This window comes from Proteus sp. HMSC14B05 (assembly GCF_001808035.1).
In the GTDB taxonomy this organism is placed as follows: domain Bacteria; phylum Pseudomonadota; class Gammaproteobacteria; order Enterobacterales; family Enterobacteriaceae; genus Proteus; species Proteus mirabilis.
In genome coordinates this window covers 112,235-132,775 of record NZ_KV791986.1, presented here as the reverse complement: position 1 = coordinate 132,775, position 20,541 = coordinate 112,235, and the positions used below count along the sequence as shown (strand labels likewise).

Below are 20,541 nucleotides of genomic sequence, written 5' to 3'. Positions count from 1 at the left end.
ATTACCTTATTCCAAAGTAGATTCACCTTGTTGGTATCCACCATAATCATTAACAACAACCCAAGTGACTTTATTTGTTAATATTGGCTTCTCTTTAAGTGAAAATATTTTTGAAGAAAAAGGAGCTATCATCCCACTTTGTTCAACAGGCGTTAGCTGTTTATCCTGACCCACTGAGATTTTGTTGTAAGTGATGTAATAAGGTGTTGGGTTAATCGCTTTAATGCGTAGTGCTCCTTCCTGATGCCAAGTCACTTTTTGGTAAGCATCATCAGGCGTTACGTTGAGATTATCAGGGCGAAAGAAAAACTTAATGCGACTACGAACGGCTAATTGTAAGTAATTGTTATTTCCCTCTGAGTTTTCCGAATTTTCTTCCACTTTAGGTTTTGCTGGAATGTCTAAGACATTTAGATAGAAAAGAGACTCTCTATCTTGTGGTAATGATTCACCGGTATAGACAATCCGGATGGTTTGCCCTGATTTCGGCTCCATACGAAATATGGGAGGAGTAATGATAAAAGGAACGTGAATTGAATCTGGTGCTGCAGCTGCGTTTCCGGTATCTAACCAAGACTGAATTAATGCGGGGGATTCATCGTTATTATTTAATTGAACATTAATGCTTTTTTGCGTTGCGGGATAAACAACGCGGGTCCCCATAATAACCACACTGGCTTGAGCCACTGTGGATACAAACAGAGTCAAGAAAATAAGAATGAACTTTAACATAATACCTCTAGAAGGAAATGGGGCAGTTTTTTCTGCCCCGTAAAATAAAAGCAATCCAATAAACCTTACTCATAGGCAATGGTGTAATGAACGGTTGCTTTTACATCCCCAGCGGTAGATTGTCCGGTTGCATAATATTGAGCAAAATATGGGAGGTTTACATTAGCATTGTCGATTTGTACTGGATGGACATCTTGTGTTGCAGAATCAGTACCTAACTGGATTGTTGTTGCTGCATCTGAGTTAAGTAATTGAACTTGAACATTATCAGCTTTAGTTTGTGCAGTATTTTTTAAGTTGTGTGTGGTTACATCAATGTCACTTGAAGGTTCAAAATATGTTTTGACACTTTGTGCACCATCCATACCAACAGCGCAACCAGTTAAATGAATAGTAAATGGAGTAAGACCTGCAGTAGCCGCATTTTCATTTAATGTAGTGGTGGATACTGTAGGTAATGTTACCGCTAAATTCTTATCATTTGTATTGACAGAGCAGGTTTGCGCAACAACTTTACCTGTAAATGTAATTGTTCCGTCATACGCCATAGATGAGCCAGCAAATGCAGCAGAAAGAATAGTAGCTAGTGCTATAACTTTTCTTTTCATATATTTATGATTCCTATTTTAAATTAAAGTTAAGTTATTTTTTGTTTTTCAAAAAAATGAAAAGTATTATTGAATAATAAAATATATATAATCCTATTAAATAGAGTTTATAGTGAGGTTTATATTTGTAGATTATATAAATAATAAAGATATTAAGTTTTTTAATGGTGATGTAGCAAATATAAAAATAAATAATTGAAATTATTATTTCAAATATCACTTAAGTAAAGATGGTTTTTTCGATCGATGGCGTTGATTTTGATAGTTACGACCTATTAATGGTTGGTGAAATGATCGTTAAAATCGATCTTGTTATTGTTGTTCAATGTGTTATATCAATGATTGATGATATATATATGAGAAGGTTATTAGTCAAAACTTGAGTTTTAATATAAATCAAATTGCTTAGCTCTTTCAGATATGGTGCAGAATTCCCATGTAGCAACTTTTTATTTTTTTCACTATAAAACACTAACCCTTTATTAAAATACATTCATAAATGTGCTGGTTGTTGTCGTTCAACTTTGGACGCAACAATTGGCATGTTGAGCCGTTCTTTATATGCGACACCTGAAGTAGCCAAATCGACATTGATTTTGTCTTTTTCTTCTTGAGATAAGTTTGCGAGGTTCATAACGGATCCGGTTAGTTTTTGGAGAGTATAGCAGGGTGGGAGAATTTAACAGAAAACACACTCACTAAAACTTGTAATATATTGATTTATTTGTCTGGTATTGTCATGTTTTGTCGTGTTTTTTCTTATTAATTATATCATGGTTAAATTGTAAATAATTGATTTTAAAACAATAGCTTGATTTAAGTCTGCTTATTGGATTATAGTAGGTCAATATGCGTTTTGCTTTGAGGAAAAAATGACCATGAATGAGGCAGATGCCCGCCCAACGAACTTTATTCGTCAAATTATTGACGAAGATCTGGCTACCGGGAAACATAATAGTGTCCATACCCGTTTCCCTCCTGAGCCTAATGGCTATCTTCATATTGGCCATGCAAAATCAATTTGCTTAAATTTTGGTATTGCACAAGATTATCAAGGTAAATGTAATTTACGTTTTGATGATACGAATCCAGTAAAAGAAGATGTTGAATATATCAACTCGATTCAAAAAGACGTTCAGTGGTTAGGTTTCCAATGGGATGGTAACATTCATTACTCCTCTGACTATTTTGATCAACTGTATCAATATGCGATTGAGCTGATTAACAAAGGCTTGGCTTATGTTGATGAGTTGAGTGCTGAAGAAATTCGTGAATATCGTGGCACACTCAAAGAGCCAGGAAAAAATAGCCCTTATCGCTCTCGTAGTGTAGAAGAAAACTTAGCGCTATTTGAAAAAATGCGTGCGGGTGGCTTTGAAGAGGGGAAAGCGTGCCTACGTGCGAAAATTGACATGGCATCACCATTTATTGTCATGCGTGATCCTGTTCTTTACCGGATCAAATTCGCTGAACACCATCAAACAGGTAACAAATGGTGCATTTATCCAATGTATGATTTTACCCATTGTATTTCTGATGCATTGGAAAATATCACACATTCTTTATGTACTTTGGAATTCCAAGATAACCGTCGTTTATATGATTGGGTGTTGGATAATATCACTATTCCTTGCCACCCTCGTCAATATGAGTTCTCACGTCTTAATCTTGAATATACCGTCATGTCTAAGCGCAAGCTAAATCAGCTTGTGACAGAAAATATTGTTGATGGTTGGGATGATCCGCGTATGCCGACAATTTCTGGCTTACGTCGTCGTGGTTATACGGCTGAGTCAATCCGCGAATTCTGTCAACGTATTGGTGTGACCAAACAAGATAACAACGTGGAAATGGCATCATTAGAAGCTTGTATTCGTGATGATTTAAACGAAAACGCACCTCGTGCAATGGCTGTTATCGATCCGGTACGTTTAGTGATTGAAAATATGCCAGAAGGTGAAGAGATTTTAACTGCGCCAAATCACCCAAATAAACCAGAAATGGGAACTCGTGAAGTACCATTTAGCCGTGAAATTTATATTGATCGTGCAGATTTTAAAGAAGAAGCCAATCGTCAATATAAACGTCTGGTATTAGGTAAAGAAGTCCGTTTGCGTAATGCTTATGTCATTAAAGCAGAACGAGTTGAAAAAGATGAACAAGGTGAAATAACCACCATTTATTGTACTTACGATCCACAGACGTTAAATAAAGATCCGGCTGATGGTCGTAAAGTAAAAGGGGTGATCCACTGGGTCAGCATTCCACATGCTATTCCAGCAGAAATTCGTCTTTATGATCGTTTATTTAGCGTACCTAATCCTGGTGCTGAAGAGGATTTCTTATCAACCATTAACCCTGAGTCATTAGTGATCCGTCAAGGTTTTGTGGAAGCAAGCTTAAAAGATGCGGCTATTGAAAAAGCGTATCAATTTGAGCGTGAAGGTTACTTCTGTGCTGATAAGCTTTCGACTGCGGATAAACTGGTCTTTAACCGTACTGTTGGTTTACGTGATACTTGGGCGAAGATTTCGAAACAAGGTTAATATGCTCTGTTTTAGTGGCGTGTAATATCACTAAACTCACATCTTAATAAAATGCTCGATAATAATTTATCGAGCATTTTTTATTTATCAAATAAGTTTGTTTTTATTGACCAATAATTATTATTTTTTATTTTGTAATGTGAGTTTCTATAGCTATTATTTGTATCAATTCTTATTTACGTTGTGTTAAATTATTAACTTTTGTCATCATCTTCTTCTTTTATTTCATATGATTATATTGAATTTGTCTATAATAATAAAAATGTGAACCATGACACATATTTTTCTTTTCTAAAAAAGTTTATTAATTAATACGACTAATAATTCTTTTCTATAAAAACGAAACATTATCATATTAGGTGTGATAATTTTCTTTTTTAATATCAATATATTAAAAAATATTTACGTTCTACTTGTCCCTCATTGACTAAAGAAAAAATATGAAACTGTAATTAAGTAATGTGCCCTTGGTCATATTTTGATAAAAATTCTTTTTTTTAGGTTGATAATTCGCGTCGCGAAAAATAAGCTGTTGTTAACCTAATTTTAGGTTTTTTCCCCATTTGGGGTTTTATATTTGGAAATAGGCGTTGGTGCTTATTTCTTTTTTAGTCAAAGTCAAAGAGGAAACAATGCTATGGTTATGCAACATGCTAAACCAGGCAGGGTGGCACTTGCCGTTATGGGCGCATTGCTTGTAACTGCACTACCTGCGAAAATGTCTTATGCTGAAGGATTTATTGATGACTCAACCCTGACAGGGGGGATCTATTACTGGCAACGTGACCGTGATAGAAAAGAGTTAACACCAAACAGTCCTGATTACGGCAAATATAAAGCAAATTTACACCACTCTACCTTTAACGCTAATCTTGATTTTTCTTCTGGTTATCTGGGTGATTTTTTTGGTATTGATTTAGCTGCTTTTGGTGCTGTTGAACTTAACAACAGTGGACCAGCTGCACCTAATGAAATAGGATTTAGTGATGCAAAAAGTCGCTGGGATGAAAAATGGACAGGTGATCGCAGTGGCGTGAGTATTTATAAAGCTGCTGCTAAATTTAAATTAGGCCATTTCTGGGCTCAAGGTGGATATATTCAACCTAAAGGGCAAACATTATTACGTCCTCATTGGAGTTTCTTACCTGGTACTTATCGCGGTGCAGAAGCGGGCGCTGTATTTGATTTCGATAAAAATGGTGAACTCTCTTTCTCATATATGTGGACTGATGAATATAAAGCGCCGTGGTATCGGAATATGTACAATTTCCGTAAGGCAGACTTAGAGACAAATATCAGTTATTTACACTCTTTTGGTGCCAAATATGATTTTAAAAATAGCTTAGTATTAGAAGCCGCATTTGGCCAAGCTGATGGTTATATTGATCAATATTTTGGCAAAGTTTCTTACGATTTCCCTATCGCAAATAATACATTAAAAACCTCTTATCAATTCTACGGTGCAAAAGATAAAGTCACCGGAGGGGGAATTAACGATGTTTATGATGGTTTGGCATGGTTACAAGCATTCACTTTAGGCTATACCTACAATGTATTTGATTTTAAAGTTGAAGGTACTTGGGTTAAAGCAGAAGGTAACCAAGGTTACTTTTTACAACGTATGACGCCGGGATGGGCAACCTCGAATGGTCGTTTAGATATCTGGTGGGATGGTCGTTCTGATTTTAACGCCAATGGTGAAAAAGCATTATACGCGGGAGTGATGTATGATCTAAAAAATTGGGATCTACCGGGCTGGGCGATTGGTACTTCCTATGTGTATGCTTGGAATGCAAAACCGAGTAGTAACCCTATTTATGACCAAAGTAAACGTATTAGAGAAAGCGCATGGAATGCCGACATCATGTATACCGTTCAAGAGGGGAGAGCGAAAGGTACGTTATTTAAACTCCACTACACTCGTTATGATAACCATTCCGATATACCAAGCTATGAAGGTGGTTTTGGTAATATCTTCCAAGATGAAAAAGACGTTAAATTCAATGTGATCATGCCATTTACGATTTTCTAAATAACAATAAGGATAAAGTGTATTTATTACGCTTTATCCTTAATAGTTTGAGAGTGTGATAGGAGTAAAACATGATTAAAAGCACAAATATCATGATAATAAATGGTCACCCTGCATCTGTTGTTTATGGATCAGAAATAAGTGCATTCCGAGGACAATTTTTAGATGTCAATGGGTATTGTGATTTTGTTGCTGATAGTATTGAAGGGTTGCAAAAAGAAGGCGCAATTTCCTTAGCTGAATTTATTGAGACTTGTGCTGAAGAGGAGATAGCACCTTTTAAAAGTAGAAGATAAGCTGAAAGTATTTACACTACGCTATCCTGCTTGGTTAGAGGCGAGATTGAATGCTACGGTTGCTGCCCATGATATTTCAAAATGTAGTAAATCTTTACCAATAAAAAAGGAACTGCAGGCAGTTCCTTTTTTTACTGAGATATTATCCAGAATGATTACTTCTCATCATGTGCGTGGCTATCTTCTTTACAATTACCTGCGGCGCAGTGACCATATAAATACAGGCTATGATTGGAAAGTTTGATGCCATGGCGTTCAGCGATATTTCTTTGACGAACTTCGATAGCATCGTCAGTAAACTCGATAACTTTACCACAATCAAGGCAAATTAAGTGATCATGGTGATGTTGTTGAGTTAATTCAAATACTGATTTACCACCTTCAAAATTATGTCGGGTAACAATACCAGCATCATCAAATTGGTTTAAGACGCGATAGACTGTTGCCAGACCAATCTCTTCGCCGATATCGATCAGTTTTTTATAGAGATCTTCAGCACTGACATGATGGCACTCAGGATCCTGGAGCACTTCCAAGATCTTTAAGCGAGGAAGTGTAACTTTTAACCCAGCATTTTTTAACGCTTTATTATTGTCGGTCATGCGGATTTAATCCTGTTGCTAATGGTGAATTTAATATGTGCTCACAAAATACTGTATATATTCATTAATACATAGGGTATTTAATAACCTTAATGATTATAGGCATGATATTAAAAAATAAACACCCCACCTATCACACTATCTTAGCACACCATTGAATAATTATCATTCTCAATATTAAGAATTTATATTATCCCAGAATTTCGTCAAGGCTCATCTCTTCTTTGATCTGAGCAACCCAAGCGTCAACACGCTCTTCAGTTAATTCTGGTTGGCGATCTTCATCAATCGCAAGGCCGATAAAGTGATTATCATCAGCAAGACCTTTAGATGCTTCAAAATGATAACCTTCAGTAGGCCAATGACCCACAATGACTGCGCCACGAGGTTCAATGATATCACGAATAGTTCCCATTGCGTCACAGAAGTATTCTGCATAGTCTTCTTGGTCACCACAACCAAATAGAGCAACAAGTTTACCGTTGAAATCAATATCTTCTAATGTTGGGAAAAAGTCATCCCAATCGCATTGTGCTTCACCATAATACCAGGTAGGAATACCTAGTAATAGAATATCAAATGCTTCGATGTCTTCTTGACTGGATTTTGCGATATCATGAACTTCGGCATTATCCGCGCCTAATCTTTCTTGAAGCATTTTGGCAATATTTTCAGTGTTGCCGGTATCACTGCCGAAGAATATTCCTATGATTGCCATAAAGTGAGATAACCTCTTTTATTCTCTTTGTCTGTATTTTTGAACAATTACCAGTAAAAGATAAACATCATGTTTTCATAATTGAAAACTAAAGCACTATTTTGACGAAAAGAGCAGGGTAATTCTGTCGAATTTGTGTGATTTTCCTGCTGATTTTTTTAGCTTTGATGTTTTTTTAACGCATAAGTTTGTGCGAGTTGTTCTAGTAATATTTCTTCAATAAGCTCACTACGACTGACATTTTTTGCGCTCGCAAGCTCATTAAGCGCATTGACAGCATCCTCATTTAATTTCAACTCAACCCGACGTAATCCATTGACGCGATCGCGTCGTAATTGGTTTCGTTTATTAATTCTAAGCTGTTCATCCCGAGAAAGCGGGTTTGTTTTAGGTCGCCCAGGTCTGCGTTCATTTGCGAACAAATCCAGTGTGGTGCGATCAGTTTGTTCTTTTGCCATAAATTTTGCTGTGAAAGGGCGTATACCAATGACTCAATATGAAGCGCCCAATAATACCCCACATATCGGCGTATCGCTACTGCTTCCTGTGTTTAACCTATTGTCATTTGGTCTTTTTATCAACAATGACAGATTTAAGAGCAATAATTGTACGCTATAAAATAGTATTGCTGGTGATTTATAACCAACAAAGGAACGTTATACTGTTTTGGCTAAGAAGCGACGAATGGCCTTAATTACTGTTCCTGGCTTTTCAGAATGCACCCAATGTCCTGTATTGGCGACAACAAAGGCGGTTGCTTGTGGAAATTGGCGAGCAATATTATCGCGATATTCATCTAAAATATATGGGGATAGTCCACCACGTATAAATAAAACGGGATGATGCCAAGCAGGCACTTCTTGCCAACCAATAATATCGGGGTAAGCCTGTTTGATTGCGGGTAAATTAAATAACCATTCACCTTTTTTAAATGATTTAAGCAGAAATTGGATAACGCCGTCTTCCTCAATAAAAGGGCGCATAATAGCAATAGCTTCTGTACGTTGTGTGACGTGAGCTTTAGTGACAGCTTCAAGGGCTGCAAAAATTTTATCATGACGACGAACATTATAAGCAACAGGAGACATATCAATAACTACGATACGTTCAAGGCGAAGAGGTGCGAGAGCGGTCATTGCCATTGCAATTTTCCCTCCCATTGAGTGACCTATAACGATTGCTTTTGCGATATTTAAGCTATCAAGCAGGGCTAATACATCTTGTGCCATATCGTGATAGTGCATACTTTCACTATGAGGAGAATGCCCATGGTTGCGCACATCAATTTGTATCACGGTATGGTCTTGACGTAGATCGCGACCTAGTACGCCTAGATTATTGAGATCACCAAAAAGCCCATGGATCAACACAATAGGTAAATTGTTTATCGTTGCTGTTTCTGGTTGATGTATTTGATAGTTTAATAATGCATTGAGTTTCATATTGATGACCAAAATTAAGTCTATTTTTTCCTTATGATGACATGTGCAATCATATTAGCCAACTTGTTGTCTTTTTCGGAATATGAGATAAAGTTAATCTAACAAGAGATAGTGTAATTTATTATATTCTGAGAAAATAGAATAATATAGATTATTATTCCAAATGTAATGGTAAAAATAAAATTTTGATATAGCTCAATAAGGATAAGTCAGAGTTTTATATTATTTTAATTGCTGATGTGAAAGGGCATTGAAGAAGATGTCAACTCTATTCTATGGCAATAAATTCAAAGAATAGAAGATGATACAGATAGAAACAATAGGATAAATACCCAGCTTAAAGTTTAAAAAGATTAATTCTTTAATGAATACGCTTTAAGTTATTGAAATTTTACCTATTTTGTTTTTAAAGATTATATCTTATAATCCTAGTCACTTTTTTTTGAAAATAGTACTGGGTAGCAATGAAAAAGATAGAAATTGATGACGAACTTTACCGCTATATCGCTAGCGAAACTAGACATATCGGTGAAAGCGCTTCAGATATTTTAAGGCGTCTATTGAAGCTTGATGCCAAACAGCCCGTACAGCCAGTCGTTGTCACTGAGTCAGTACAAGCGCCTGTCGTTAAACAGGATGCTGATCTTAAGCCTGTCGCACCAGCAAAAAATCCGGTCCGTGAAATGCGTGAACTGCTGTTATCTGATAGTTATGCAGAGAAAACAAAATCAGTTGATCGTTTTTTACAGATCCTGTCTACATTATATAGCTTAGATAGTGCTACTTTTACTCAATCTGCTGAAACAGTACATGGACGCACGCGAATTTATTTTGCCGGTGATGAAAAAACATTGCTCGACAGTGGACGTCATACAAAACCTCGCCATATTCCCGGTACGCCATTTTGGGTTATTACCAACTCAAATACTGAGCGTAAAAGAACTATGGTACAAAGCATCATGCAGGATATGCAATTCCCTGCCAATGAGATTGATAAAGTGTGTGGAACTATCTAAACACTATTGTTAATTGATGCATTGCAAAGGCTTTCGTTTAAAGCATGATTGTGATGTAAAATAGGAGAAGATTTGTGGCAATCCATTCAAGAGCTGGGCAACATACTCGTCAAAGCGATCTGATTAATGTAGCGCAATTAACCGCACAATATTATTCACTAAAACCGCAAGCAAATCAGAATGCTCATCGTGTGAAATTTGGTACATCGGGTCACCGAGGCAGTGCCAAACGTCATAGCTTTAATGAAGCACATATTCTAGCAATTGCTCAAGCTATTGCTGAAGTCCGAGCTAATAATGGTGTAACGGGGCCTTGCTATGTAGGTAAAGATACCCATGCATTATCTGAGCCTGCTTTTATTTCGGTTTTAGAAGTGCTTGCTGCAAATAAAGTTAACGTGATTATTCAAGAGAATAATGGTTATACCCCAACGCCTAGCGTTTCCTTCTCTATTTTAACTTACAATCAAGGGCACCAAGACATTGCTGATGGTATCGTCATTACACCATCACATAATCCTCCTGAAGATGGGGGGATAAAATACAATCCATCAAATGGTGGGCCTGCTGATACTGATTTAACCTCTGTGATTGAAAAACGCGCCAATGAATTATTGGAAAATAATTTATTGGGGGTTAAACGTCTTTCTTATGATGATGCATTAGCGAGTGGTTATATTCACGAGCAAGATTTAATTATGCCTTATGTTAAAGCGTTAGGTGACGTTGTTGATATGAAGGCAATTAAAAAAGCGGGTTTAAAATTAGGTGTCGATCCACTGGGTGGTTCAGGAATTGAATACTGGAAACGCATAGGTGAATATTACGAACTTGATCTTGAGTTGGTAAACGATCAGGTGGATCAAACTTTCCGCTTTATGACATTAGATCATGATGGTGTGATCCGTATGGATTGCTCATCACCTTGGGCAATGGAAGGTTTATTGCAACTGCGTGATAAATTTGACTTAGCTTTCGCCAATGACCCTGATTACGATCGCCATGGTATTGTCACTCCTTCGGGCTTGATGAATCCTAACCACTATTTAGCGGCAGCGATTAATTATCTTTTTCGCCATCGTCCTCAGTGGTCAAATGAGGTAAAAGTGGGTAAAACACTCGTCTCTAGCGCGATGATTGACCGAGTCGTGGCTGATTTAGGTCGTGAACTTGTTGAAGTACCTGTCGGCTTTAAATGGTTTGTGCAAGGTCTATTCAGTGGCGAGTTTGGTTTTGGTGGTGAAGAGAGTGCGGGGGCATCATTCTTACGTTTTAATGGTAAACCGTGGTCAACAGATAAAGATGGTATTATCTTATGTTTACTGGCTGCTGAAATAAAAGCGGTAACAGGTAAAGATCCACAACAACATTATAACGAGTTAGCGCAGCGTTTTGGCTCTCCAAGCTATAATCGTATACAAGCATCTGCAACTCATGAGCAAAAAGCGTTGTTGTCACGATTATCACCAGAAATGGTCACCGCAAATACCTTAGCAGGTGATCCTATTACTGCGCGTTTAACTCACGCATCTGGTAATGGTGCTGCTATTGGTGGTTTAAAAGTGATGACCGATTATGGTTGGTTTGCCGCTCGTCCTTCAGGGACAGAAGAAGCGTACAAAATTTATTGTGAAAGCTTCCGTGGCTCTGAGCATCGTGAATTAATTGAAAAAGAAGCCATTGAAATTGTTAATAATGTTTTTGCCAGTAAACAATAAACTAAATAACTTAGTCGTATAATTTATTTATCACCAAATAGAATACACTCTACCTATAGGTGGAGTGTATTTTTTAATCATAATAACTTTTAGATCACAACATTGATATCCATCATTGATGATTGATTTAGAATTGAATAAAGAGCGGATAATCAATGCAAAATAATTATGTGTTACGCAGTGTGCGTTATATGTTAGATCTTAGCGATGGTCATATTGTTGATATAATGAAACTGGCGGATTTCACAGCGACTAAACAGCAAGTCAATCAGTGGTTAAAAAAAGACGATGATCCTGCCTTTGTTGAGTGTGATGATATGGCCTTGGGACATTTTTTAAATGGGCTTATCTTTTATCGTCGTGGTAAAGATGAAAAATATCCTACTCCAGAAGTCGAAAAACGGATAACCAACAATATTATTTTAAAGAAATTACGTGTTGCCTTTGAATTAAAAGACATGGATATGATTAACATTTATGAACTAGCGGATTTTCGCGTTTCTAAGCCTGAACTTAGCGCGATATTTCGTAAGCCAGGACATAAAAACTACCGTAACTGTGGCGATCAACTGGTGAGATACTTTCTGAAAGGGTTAACTGAAACCTTACGTGGCAAAGGCAAAGCGGTGAAGAAATAAATATGTCTTAATTCAAATTATTCCTTCTAAATAGAAATAGAAGAATTTTTTCAAGAAAATTCTTTATAGTATGAGAACTCGTATTTAATCTTGAATTTTGATGGTGTACATTGTACACTTTTAAATGATGGATTAGAAAGGGAACTTAATGAGTCATGCTATAGAATTTATTGAAACCTCAATATTTACTCAGCAAATCAAACTATTGGCTACAGATAAAGAAATAAGAATACTTCAAAATGAACTTATCAGTAAACCTGATAAAGGCGACTTAATTAAAGGAACAGGTGGATTACGCAAAATAAGAATGGCTGTAGGTAACAAAGGTAAAAGTGGGGGGACTAGAGTTATTTATTTTTTAGCGACTAAAGAAGTTATCTATTTAGTTATGGCGTATCCAAAAACAATAAAAATTAGTTTAACTGATTCAGAAAAGATTGAGTTAAAAAAACTAACAAAAAGACTTAAAGGTGAACGGTGATATGAGTTTCTTCAATGATCTAAAAGCCTCTTTAGAAGAAGCCGTAGAAATTAAAAATGGCGATAAAAAAGCATCGAAAGTGACTCGGTTTGAAGTTGCTGATGTAAAAGCGATTAGGGAGCAACTTAACGTTTCACAAAGTGAATTTGCACATGCATTAGGGACAAGTATCGATACTGTAAAAAGTTGGGAATTAAAAAGACGTAATCCGACAGGGCTTACAGCGAAAGTACTTATTGCTATTTATAAAAACCCTAATTTATTTAAAGAGTTAGCCAATATCTAATTTCTTGTTTACTGCTAAACTTATTTTGTTTAGCAGTAAATCTCATTCTCTGATTTTCTCTTTTTTATCATTCACTCGCACTCGCGAAATTATTTACTATAACCGTAATTCAATAAAGTATTAGTTTGCTTTGTTAATAGGTTTTTTGTTTTTGTTTCAATTTTGTTTCATTTTTATTTCTATTGTGAAATTTAATTACACTACAAGCAAAATAAAGGTGATTTTTCGCACAAAATAAGTGGTCTGATCAGTAGTAAAATTTCATCAAATGAGGTAAAATTTCAGCATCAATTCATTTTATGCAGGAGAACACTATGCCAGCTTATAACGAATACACTAAAAAACATGTTTTAGCCCGTCGTACTGGTGCGGTAGCGCTAGGTATTGTGGCATTTCCTGTTATGGTTTTTCATCCTAAACGCGCTCAGTTTTATAGCTATTTACATCGTGTATGGTCTAAAACAAGCAATAAGCCAGTTTGGTTAGCTAAATCAGAAATGGCATTAACTAGCCATAAATAACAGAAAATTCCATTTAACGCCTGTTGAAACAGGCGTTATTTTTTCCCCTTCTTCAAACCCTTTTTAACGTGTTATCACGTGTATTTTTCACTGTTCTATTTATTCTCTTATTTTAAGTTACAATAAAGGTTATTCACTTTGAGAAGTGCTAATTAATCTATTGTTATTTATCACATATGTACACTACGCACTGTGGCGCCGTGATAACAAGGAGAAACAGGATATGAAAAATACTGATCTAGAATTAATTATTAATGAAAAGCTAAGTATTGAGAATTTTCACGACTACGCACCTAATGGTCTTCAAGTAGAAGGGCGCCCTCATATTCAAAAAATAGTGACAGGAGTAACGGCTTGCCAAGCTTTACTTGATGAAGCGGTACGTTTAAATGCAGATGCTGTATTAGTTCACCATGGTTATTTTTGGAAGAATGAGCCAGTTGTTATCCGTTCAATGAAACGCAATCGCTTAAAAACCCTACTATGTAATGATCTCAATCTATATGGTTATCACTTACCTTTAGATGCCCATCCTATTTTAGGTAACAACGCTCAATTAGCGTTAAAAATGGGCGTAAAAGTTGAGGGTGAGATCGAGCCTTTAGTGCCGAAAGGGATTTTTGATCTACCTGTCACAGCCAATGAATTAAAAACACGACTCGAAAAAGCCTTACAGCGTAATGTGCTTCACTGTGGTGACAATGCACCAGATGTTATTCGCCATATTGCTTGGTGTACTGGTGGAGGACAAGGATTTATTCAACAGGTGGCAGAGCAAGGTGTTGATGCATTTGTAACAGGAGAAGTCTCAGAGCAGACGATTCATATAGCAAGAGAAATGGGCGTGCATTTTTTCGCTGCTGGGCATCATGCTACCGAGCGTTATGGTATTAAAGCATTAGGTGAATGGTTAGCACAAACTCACCATTTAGATGTTACTTTTGTCGATATTGATAATCCTGCCTAAACCCAGTTATTGCTATTCTATAAGCTATCTCTCTTATTAACTAAGTGAGATAGCTTTTTATTTAACAACAACCTTGAAATTTATTCATTAAGTTGAATGGGTAACGGGCTTTGTAATTGTTGCAGATTATCACATAGCCAAATTAACTGTAATAAAGCTTGAGAGTCACGAGCAGTTAAAGCGAGATAACGAGTTAATTGGTTAGCTATTAATGTCATACCTAAATCGTCAGCAATTTGTTTGCTTCTCTCTAATTGCTCTTTTTGCATTGCAGAAAGTTGTTCTCGCCCTGTACATGCTTGGGCTTCCAATACGGATAAAATGGGGCGACAAAATTTTTGTGCAAGGGTAGGTTCACTGTGATGCATTGCCGTTTGTCGCTTACGTTTAGCCATATATTCTTGAATATGACTAATAAAACCAGACTGTTTTTTCTTACGTGGAAATTGGTCAAAATCGAGATAAAACATTTCAATGCCTTGCTCTGTTTTGATCCAAATGGTGGTGGGTAATAAATCGATATTGAAATCACGTCGAACAGGTTGCACGGTGATCGCAACGATTTCTAATTCTCGTTTAGTGAGAAAACGTAATTCTTCTAAATTATTTTGCGTTTCGCCTTCCCAATAAAGGCGCAAAAAGGCCGAATTTCCATTATTATCTACCACTTCCCAAATAACACACTGCTCTACTTCATGCCAAATTAAGGGATTATAGCTTTTGATATGTAAAACCAGAGGGGAAAGAAATCCTTCTGGTTGATCCGTAAAATAATTGGGTAAATCTTGCCAGTTATGAATACCTAATTCTGTTTGTAGTTGATGATAATCTGTGACATCAAGAAAATCGGTTTGATTTTGCGCAAAGCTATCGCCAATAGTAGCTAGTTTCCCTTCATCAGAAATACGAGGCGCTTGTAATAAGAAAGGTCGGCGCATGAGCTTATCTGCAGTTTGTTTCCATAACGATAAACTATGCCAAACACTATAGCGATTAAATAGGGTATCAAGTTGATTAGGGCGAGCTTGTGTCGCTTGTAAAAATTGTTTTGCTTCTTTATCCCAGAAAGTAAAAGTTGTGCCTAATGCGCCACTTTGTGCTGTCCACCAATGTGCATCAATAGGAATAAGCGCGAGACTGGTTTTTTTATCATCATATTGACGGCGAAGTTGTCCTCGTAATGTTTTTAATTGTTCAGGTGTCGCATAAGATAGCTGGAAAAGATAGGCTGAGATATGAGCTAATAGACGTAAGACATTGCTTTCATCCATAGTGAAATGTCTTTCTGCTAACCGCTTGACTTGAGTACTTAATGTTCGTAAATAAGAGGCTAAACGAGGTAAACCCTCGGCACGAGCAGACATATTAAGTAAATGTAATTGCGTTGCGCTACTTAAACTAATGTGTGATAGCCCTTGACGTAATAGATCATCAATAAATTGTTCAATAGTATTAATAAGGGCAATTTCTTCATCATTTAGTGGGCGTTTTGAAGATTTTAAGGGAATTAAATCTTCAGGCCACGTCCAAGGCTGTGTATTTTGCTCAAATATTTTCGCGACAATAGCAAGATGAAAAGCTTTTTTCTGAGAGCTAGAAAAAGGGGATAACATGCCATCGAAACCACTTGCTTGTAAGAAAATGACCGGTTCATCAACATCAGGGAGTTGAATTTTTAGCTGGGTTCCTGTGTCTTCTAGAACTAAAGTTTTATCTTCCCATTGTTCAATTAAGTTAATCGCAGTCCGACAGGCGGGTTTACCTGCTTTTTTGATGAGTAACTCGGGATCAAGCGTAAATAAAGAGGGTAATAAAGGCGGCGTTTCAACAGGTGCTATAATTTTTTCTGCTGATGTTTCAATGGGATTATCAGTATTAATATCATCAGTCGAATTGTTGTTGGCTTGTAACCATAAAATGGCGGATAAAATATGTTTGCAACAACCTGATGCGGAACAATCACAACTGGCTTGCTGAATGCCTGCTTCATGTAAAACGACTTTTTGCCCATCACTGCTAAATTGCCCTGTATTTGCATCAGTAACAGAGACTTTTTCGTTATCAACATCTTTTCTTGCGCGTCTTAATAATCCGGCATTAGCAAAGACGGTAAGCGCATCTTCATCATAATGAAAATAAACGGTCTGCCAACTCATTGCATTACCTCTGCTAGCCACTGTGCGAAATGTTCTGGGGTTAAAGCTGCAACTTGCATACCTCTATCGGCGAGTTTTTGTGCGATAGTTGAGTCATAAACCGGTTGAGCCTCATCATCTAGTGCTGCCAGTCCTAATAATTTAACTTGTTGGCTATTGAGACGTTGTGTGCAATCTAATAATCGGGTTAATGATCCCCCTTCTTCAAAGTCACTGATAAGCGAAATAACAGTACGCTTAGGGTTGTTAACTAAGCTTTCGCAATATTGCATGGCACTAGCAATATCCGTACCTCCTCCTAATTGGACTGTCATTAACACTTCAACGGGATCGTCGGCTAAGTGTGATAAATCGACAACTTGAGTATCAAACACGATTAAGGAGACATTAACAGCAGGTAATGAAGCTAAAATACTCGCACACACAGCTGCATACATAATGGAACTAGACATTGATGCACTTTGGTCAACACAGAGAATGACATCCCATGGAAAATGCTGTTGCATTCGTGAATTAAAGTAAGGGGTTTCAATCACTAAACGACGATTTTGGGTATCGTAATGTTTTAAATTGGCGGCAATAGTGGCACGCCAATCAAAGTTACGACTATTTGGTACTAACGAGCGTCTAAAGCGATTACGACGACCGGTTAATGATTGGCGAAAGTTATTACGAATTTGACGCAAAATATCTTCAACCACTTTATGAATAATGGTTTTTACTGCATCTCGCGTTTCTTCGCTCATTCGTCCGCGTAAGCTTAATAGTGTTTTAGCTAACGCTTTAGTCGGCTCCATAGCTTTTAGCGTATTGGGATCTTTAAGAAAGCTACTGATTTGATAACGTTCAATCGCTTGTGATTGCATACGTTCAAATGTGCTATTGGGAAAAAGTTTGCGAGCTTGATTTAGCCAGTTTACGGCAGTAAGTTGCGATGCATCGAGAGAGCCATGGCGACCGCGCTCTTGACGTAATCCTCGGCGCTGATATTCACGGCGATAAAGAAAATCGAGTGTACGTTCAATTTTAAGATCATCAGCATTAAACGTGGCTTGCCCTAAAGCATCATCAGCGTATTGGCCTAAAATCAAGCGCCAACGTTTGGCTTGTTGTATTTTATCTTTAGGCATATCATCATCATGCTTCTCCATGAGTATGGTCTCCTTTCTCTGTTTTCTTCGCCTCAAACCAAGAAATCATGCCTTGTGTCTTAATGCGCTGTTGCAGTTTTTGATTGAGTTTAGTGGCTTCAAGCATTTGCTTGGCACTAAATTCTGATTGCCATAGTGATAAGGCTTGCGTATCTAAACCAATATCATTAGCAATATATTGTGCAAGCTCTGCATTTTGTTTGGGATTAAGTTGGCTAAAGGCAAAACGCAAATCAGGTAAAATCTGAATAAAACGTTCTTCATCCCATTGCTGTAATAAGCTATTTAAGTGATTGACTAACAACGGCAGGCGAATGACTAGCTCTGGTGCGGTGCGCATTATACCGACAAAATAACCAATGGCATGTTCGGGAGCGCTGCCTGTACTAAAGGTCGCATTTAACACGGCCGCTAAGGTCTTTTCGTCAATATACGAACCTAGATAACGTAATGCATCTACCGCACCTTTTAATAAAGGAACGGTATCTAACTGTCCATCAAGGCGATTAAGTTGCTGATAAAAATCACTTTTATAATCATATTGATGATCCAGTGATGGCATAAACTCAATAAGTTCACGTAAAGAAAGTAGGGCTTGCAGATTGCTTTCTTGTTGTTGCTCATCACCTTGAGCCAATTGCTCTAAGCAAAAGAAGGCTTGAGGGATCACTTGATGTAGCCTATTTTCCAATGTCAGCTCATCGGTAATATCAAGATATTGACGACCTCGCCATAAATGGATCAATTTATGTCCACATTGTGTTAATGACTCAAGGCGAAAATCTTGCTGAATATAGCTATCTAGCAGTTTAAATAGCGTAGGGATACGCTGGTGGAGCCCAATTAATGCCGCTTGAATTAACAAAGTGACCGCACTTTGGCTTGAACGGCTTTTTCCTTGTTCTGCAAGCTGTTTTTCCATTGCTAACAGTTTATTTAAGGCGATAGTTTCAAGTTGAGAGCCTTTTTCTGATAATGAGATCAGTTCACCTTCAACATTGGGGGTCCATGCATATTGCCATTCTTCAAATAATAGATCTAACTGGTGACCAGAAAGAAAATCAGGTCCATTGACACGGTGGGCAAAATGGATTTCTAAAAATGCCAATAAATGTAAAAAACGACTTCTTAAGCGATGTTGGGGGTTACGATAAACATCACATTTTGTAGTTTTTGCTAATGTATCATCAAGTTTAAAGCGAAACGCTTTGGCACGTTCATAGGTTTCATTGACTAAAGGGGGCGTTGCTGTACCTAATGGAATTTGTCCTAATAGATAACCTGAAAAACAGGTTTTGATTTCGTCCCATAATTCGTTTTGACTGTCATCTAAACTGCCTTTAATAAAGGCGCTTTGTAACCCATCAAGCAAATCATAACGCCCCATACCAGTGTGCTCTCTTAGTAAAGCGAGGCGTAAACTCTGCTCGGCTGCTAGTTTTACGGTTAAATAACTGGGTGGATTATCAAATTGTTGTTCTCTGATAGTCTGAGCCACTGAGCTTAAAAAGGCGATGCCCATTTTATTGCGATAAACTTGCGTTGGCTGTTTTGCCGCCTCATTGTTTTCTAATTTATCATGATGTTGTTGCATTAAGCTTTGCCAAGCTTGTTGGTAAAAAGCCGGAGATGGCATACCAGATGCATAGCCATTAAGTGCATCTAATCTGTCAAAGCTATAGCGAATAAGCCAAGCTTGCTCTTTTTCGCCCATTTTTTGCATTTTAGTAAAGTGCTTTTGTTCTGAGCTAGAAATAGCGAAAGAGTGGGGTTGTGAAGAAGCTAAGCCTTCGATTAGTGCAAGGGTGTGGGCTCCCCCTGTGACGATTAATATTTTGGCATTAGGCTCGTGCTGTTTGATGGTTTTTATATGAGTGAGCATATGTGCTTCACGTTGTGAAGAGCCTTCAGATGCAAGTACTTCAGGTTCATAGTCAAGGCGTGCAAGTGCACACCAAATAAAAATGTCATTAAACAGAGTTTGCCAATCTGCTAATGCCTCAATACTGCGTAACTCAAAAAGATGCTCCCAAACATCATCATGATCACGGCAATGACATTGTTTAGCTAATTGTGCAATAAATTGGCTATGGGCTAAATAACGTTCTTTTTGTAAGCTACGGCTTTGTAGATCGCTATACTCTTCGTTATTGACTTGAGCCGCCCAAGGTAAATCGATAAAACGTGTTGTTGCATTGATGCGTAAACCACCTCGCAAAGCTTGCCACTCAGGGGAATATTCACAAAATGGGAAATAGGCAGAGTGTAGCGATTTTTCACGCTCTTCTAGGCCACTATCATGATGACAATATTCGGCTTGCCCCATAATAGCAATAGGAGGGAGAGTATCTTTATCCGTTAGGCTAGGAATAAGCGAATTAAAGGTATCCGGACCTTCAATTAAGATATAATCAGGTTTTACAGAATCAATTAATGATAAAACTGCATAAGCACAAGCTGGGCTATGGTGGCGTACAGGGGCAAAATAGAGATGTTGTTGCTGTAACGACGTCCATTTCAGTCGGGCTTGGTCAATTCTTGTTGGTAAAGATATTGAAGGTAGCGTCACCGTGTTGATCCCTTTTTTGGGTGAAAAAGCAGAGTAAGTTAACTCTGCCTTTGATAGATAAA

At 37.4% G+C, this 20,541-nt stretch carries 19 protein-coding genes and 1 pseudogene; 10 read left to right on the top strand and 10 right to left on the bottom strand.

Features of this window, described 5'->3' with window-relative positions; all coding sequences use genetic code 11:
• Positions 1–6: 6 nt before the first annotated feature.
• The 3 genes and pseudogenes from HMPREF3129_RS09260 to HMPREF3129_RS09250 form a co-directional block, all read right to left on the bottom strand.
• Positions 7–732, bottom strand: a complete 726-nt coding sequence (locus HMPREF3129_RS09260; protein ID WP_026090491.1) for a fimbrial biogenesis chaperone — start codon at positions 730–732, stop codon at positions 7–9.
• A gap of 65 nt (positions 733–797) precedes the next feature.
• A complete protein-coding gene (ucaA, locus tag HMPREF3129_RS09255) occupies positions 798–1,340 on the bottom strand; it encodes a uroepithelial cell adherence major pilin UcaA (RefSeq protein WP_004247004.1) in 543 nt (180 codons plus the stop codon).
• Positions 1,341–1,836: 496 nt separating this feature from the next.
• Positions 1,837–1,974, bottom strand: a pseudogene (locus HMPREF3129_RS09250) (DNA polymerase III subunit theta); the annotation flags it as partial.
• 244 nt (positions 1,975–2,218) lie between these two features.
• Between HMPREF3129_RS09250 and glnS the strand changes: the two are divergent.
• From glnS to HMPREF3129_RS09235, 3 genes are all read left to right on the top strand, one after another.
• On the top strand, positions 2,219–3,886 hold the full coding sequence (gene glnS / locus HMPREF3129_RS09245; RefSeq protein WP_036919966.1) for a glutamine--tRNA ligase: 1,668 nt from the start codon (positions 2,219–2,221) through the stop codon (positions 3,884–3,886).
• Positions 3,887–4,523: 637 nt separating this feature from the next.
• Positions 4,524–5,918, top strand: coding sequence for a chitoporin ChiP (chiP, locus tag HMPREF3129_RS09240; protein ID WP_036919967.1), 1,395 nt, complete (start codon positions 4,524–4,526; stop codon positions 5,916–5,918).
• A 71-nt stretch (positions 5,919–5,989) separates the two neighbouring features.
• Positions 5,990–6,214, top strand: coding sequence for a type II toxin-antitoxin system HicB family antitoxin (locus tag HMPREF3129_RS09235; protein ID WP_004247532.1), 225 nt, complete (start codon positions 5,990–5,992; stop codon positions 6,212–6,214).
• A 155-nt stretch (positions 6,215–6,369) separates the two neighbouring features.
• On the opposite strand, the gene fur is transcribed toward HMPREF3129_RS09235, so the two are convergent.
• The 4 genes from fur to ybfF all read right to left on the bottom strand — a co-directional run bounded on the left by fur (position 6,370) and on the right by ybfF (position 8,976).
• The gene (gene fur, locus HMPREF3129_RS09230; protein ID WP_004244382.1) at positions 6,370–6,816 is read right to left on the bottom strand and encodes a ferric iron uptake transcriptional regulator; all 447 of its coding nucleotides are present in this window, start codon (positions 6,814–6,816) and stop codon (positions 6,370–6,372) included.
• A gap of 190 nt (positions 6,817–7,006) precedes the next feature.
• Positions 7,007–7,534 carry a flavodoxin FldA gene (gene fldA, locus HMPREF3129_RS09225; protein WP_004244384.1) on the bottom strand — a complete coding sequence of 176 codons (528 nt, stop codon included), beginning with the start codon at positions 7,532–7,534 and terminating at the stop codon, positions 7,007–7,009.
• 158 nt (positions 7,535–7,692) lie between these two features.
• Positions 7,693–7,992 (bottom strand): LexA regulated protein, encoded by a 300-nt coding sequence (gene ybfE, locus HMPREF3129_RS09220; RefSeq protein WP_004244385.1) that lies wholly within the window; start codon positions 7,990–7,992, stop codon positions 7,693–7,695.
• 198 nt (positions 7,993–8,190) lie between these two features.
• Entirely contained in the window at positions 8,191–8,976 is a 786-nt protein-coding gene (gene ybfF / locus HMPREF3129_RS09215) for an esterase (protein WP_036919969.1), read from the bottom strand.
• 464 nt (positions 8,977–9,440) lie between these two features.
• Here ybfF and seqA point away from each other — a divergent pair, with 464 nt between their 5' ends.
• The 7 genes from seqA (at position 9,441) to HMPREF3129_RS09180 (ending at position 14,603) form a co-directional block, all read left to right on the top strand.
• Positions 9,441–9,992: a replication initiation negative regulator SeqA gene (gene seqA / locus HMPREF3129_RS09210; RefSeq protein ID WP_004244392.1), complete on the top strand. Its 552-nt coding sequence runs from the start codon at positions 9,441–9,443 to the stop codon at positions 9,990–9,992.
• Between the two features lie 74 nt (positions 9,993–10,066).
• Positions 10,067–11,710, top strand: a complete 1,644-nt coding sequence (gene pgm, locus HMPREF3129_RS09205) for a phosphoglucomutase (alpha-D-glucose-1,6-bisphosphate-dependent) (RefSeq protein WP_036919970.1) — start codon at positions 10,067–10,069, stop codon at positions 11,708–11,710.
• 155 nt (positions 11,711–11,865) lie between these two features.
• Positions 11,866–12,348 (top strand): YehS family protein, encoded by a 483-nt coding sequence (locus HMPREF3129_RS09200; protein ID WP_004247536.1) that lies wholly within the window; start codon positions 11,866–11,868, stop codon positions 12,346–12,348.
• 148 nt (positions 12,349–12,496) lie between these two features.
• Positions 12,497–12,829, top strand: coding sequence for a type II toxin-antitoxin system RelE/ParE family toxin (locus tag HMPREF3129_RS09195; RefSeq protein WP_036919972.1), 333 nt, complete (start codon positions 12,497–12,499; stop codon positions 12,827–12,829).
• 1 nt (position 12,830) lies between these two features.
• Entirely contained in the window at positions 12,831–13,115 is a 285-nt protein-coding gene (gene nadS, locus HMPREF3129_RS09190) for a NadS family protein (RefSeq protein WP_004247538.1), read from the top strand.
• Between the two features lie 314 nt (positions 13,116–13,429).
• Complete coding sequence (locus HMPREF3129_RS09185) at positions 13,430–13,636, top strand: YbfA family protein (protein WP_004247539.1); 207 nt, start codon at positions 13,430–13,432, stop codon at positions 13,634–13,636.
• Positions 13,637–13,859: 223 nt separating this feature from the next.
• A complete protein-coding gene (locus tag HMPREF3129_RS09180) occupies positions 13,860–14,603 on the top strand; it encodes a type 2 GTP cyclohydrolase I (RefSeq protein WP_020945351.1) in 744 nt (247 codons plus the stop codon).
• 80 nt (positions 14,604–14,683) lie between these two features.
• Here the strand turns inward: HMPREF3129_RS09180 and HMPREF3129_RS09175 are convergent, their stop codons facing one another.
• Genes HMPREF3129_RS09175 through HMPREF3129_RS09165 form a run of 3 tightly spaced genes read right to left on the bottom strand, consistent with a single transcriptional unit; the run spans position 14,684 to position 20,479 of the window.
• A complete protein-coding gene (locus HMPREF3129_RS09175) occupies positions 14,684–16,759 on the bottom strand; it encodes a hypothetical protein (RefSeq protein ID WP_036919974.1) in 2,076 nt (691 codons plus the stop codon).
• Positions 16,756–17,910 (bottom strand): VWA domain-containing protein, encoded by a 1,155-nt coding sequence (locus HMPREF3129_RS09170; protein ID WP_004244403.1) that lies wholly within the window; start codon positions 17,908–17,910, stop codon positions 16,756–16,758. The genes HMPREF3129_RS09175 and HMPREF3129_RS09170 overlap by 4 nt, the downstream gene beginning before the upstream one ends.
• Positions 17,897–20,479 carry a DUF5682 family protein gene (locus HMPREF3129_RS09165; protein WP_036919976.1) on the bottom strand — a complete coding sequence of 861 codons (2,583 nt, stop codon included), beginning with the start codon at positions 20,477–20,479 and terminating at the stop codon, positions 17,897–17,899. Before HMPREF3129_RS09165 ends, HMPREF3129_RS09170 begins: the two co-directional genes overlap by 14 nt.
• Positions 20,480–20,541: the final 62 nt, after the last annotated feature.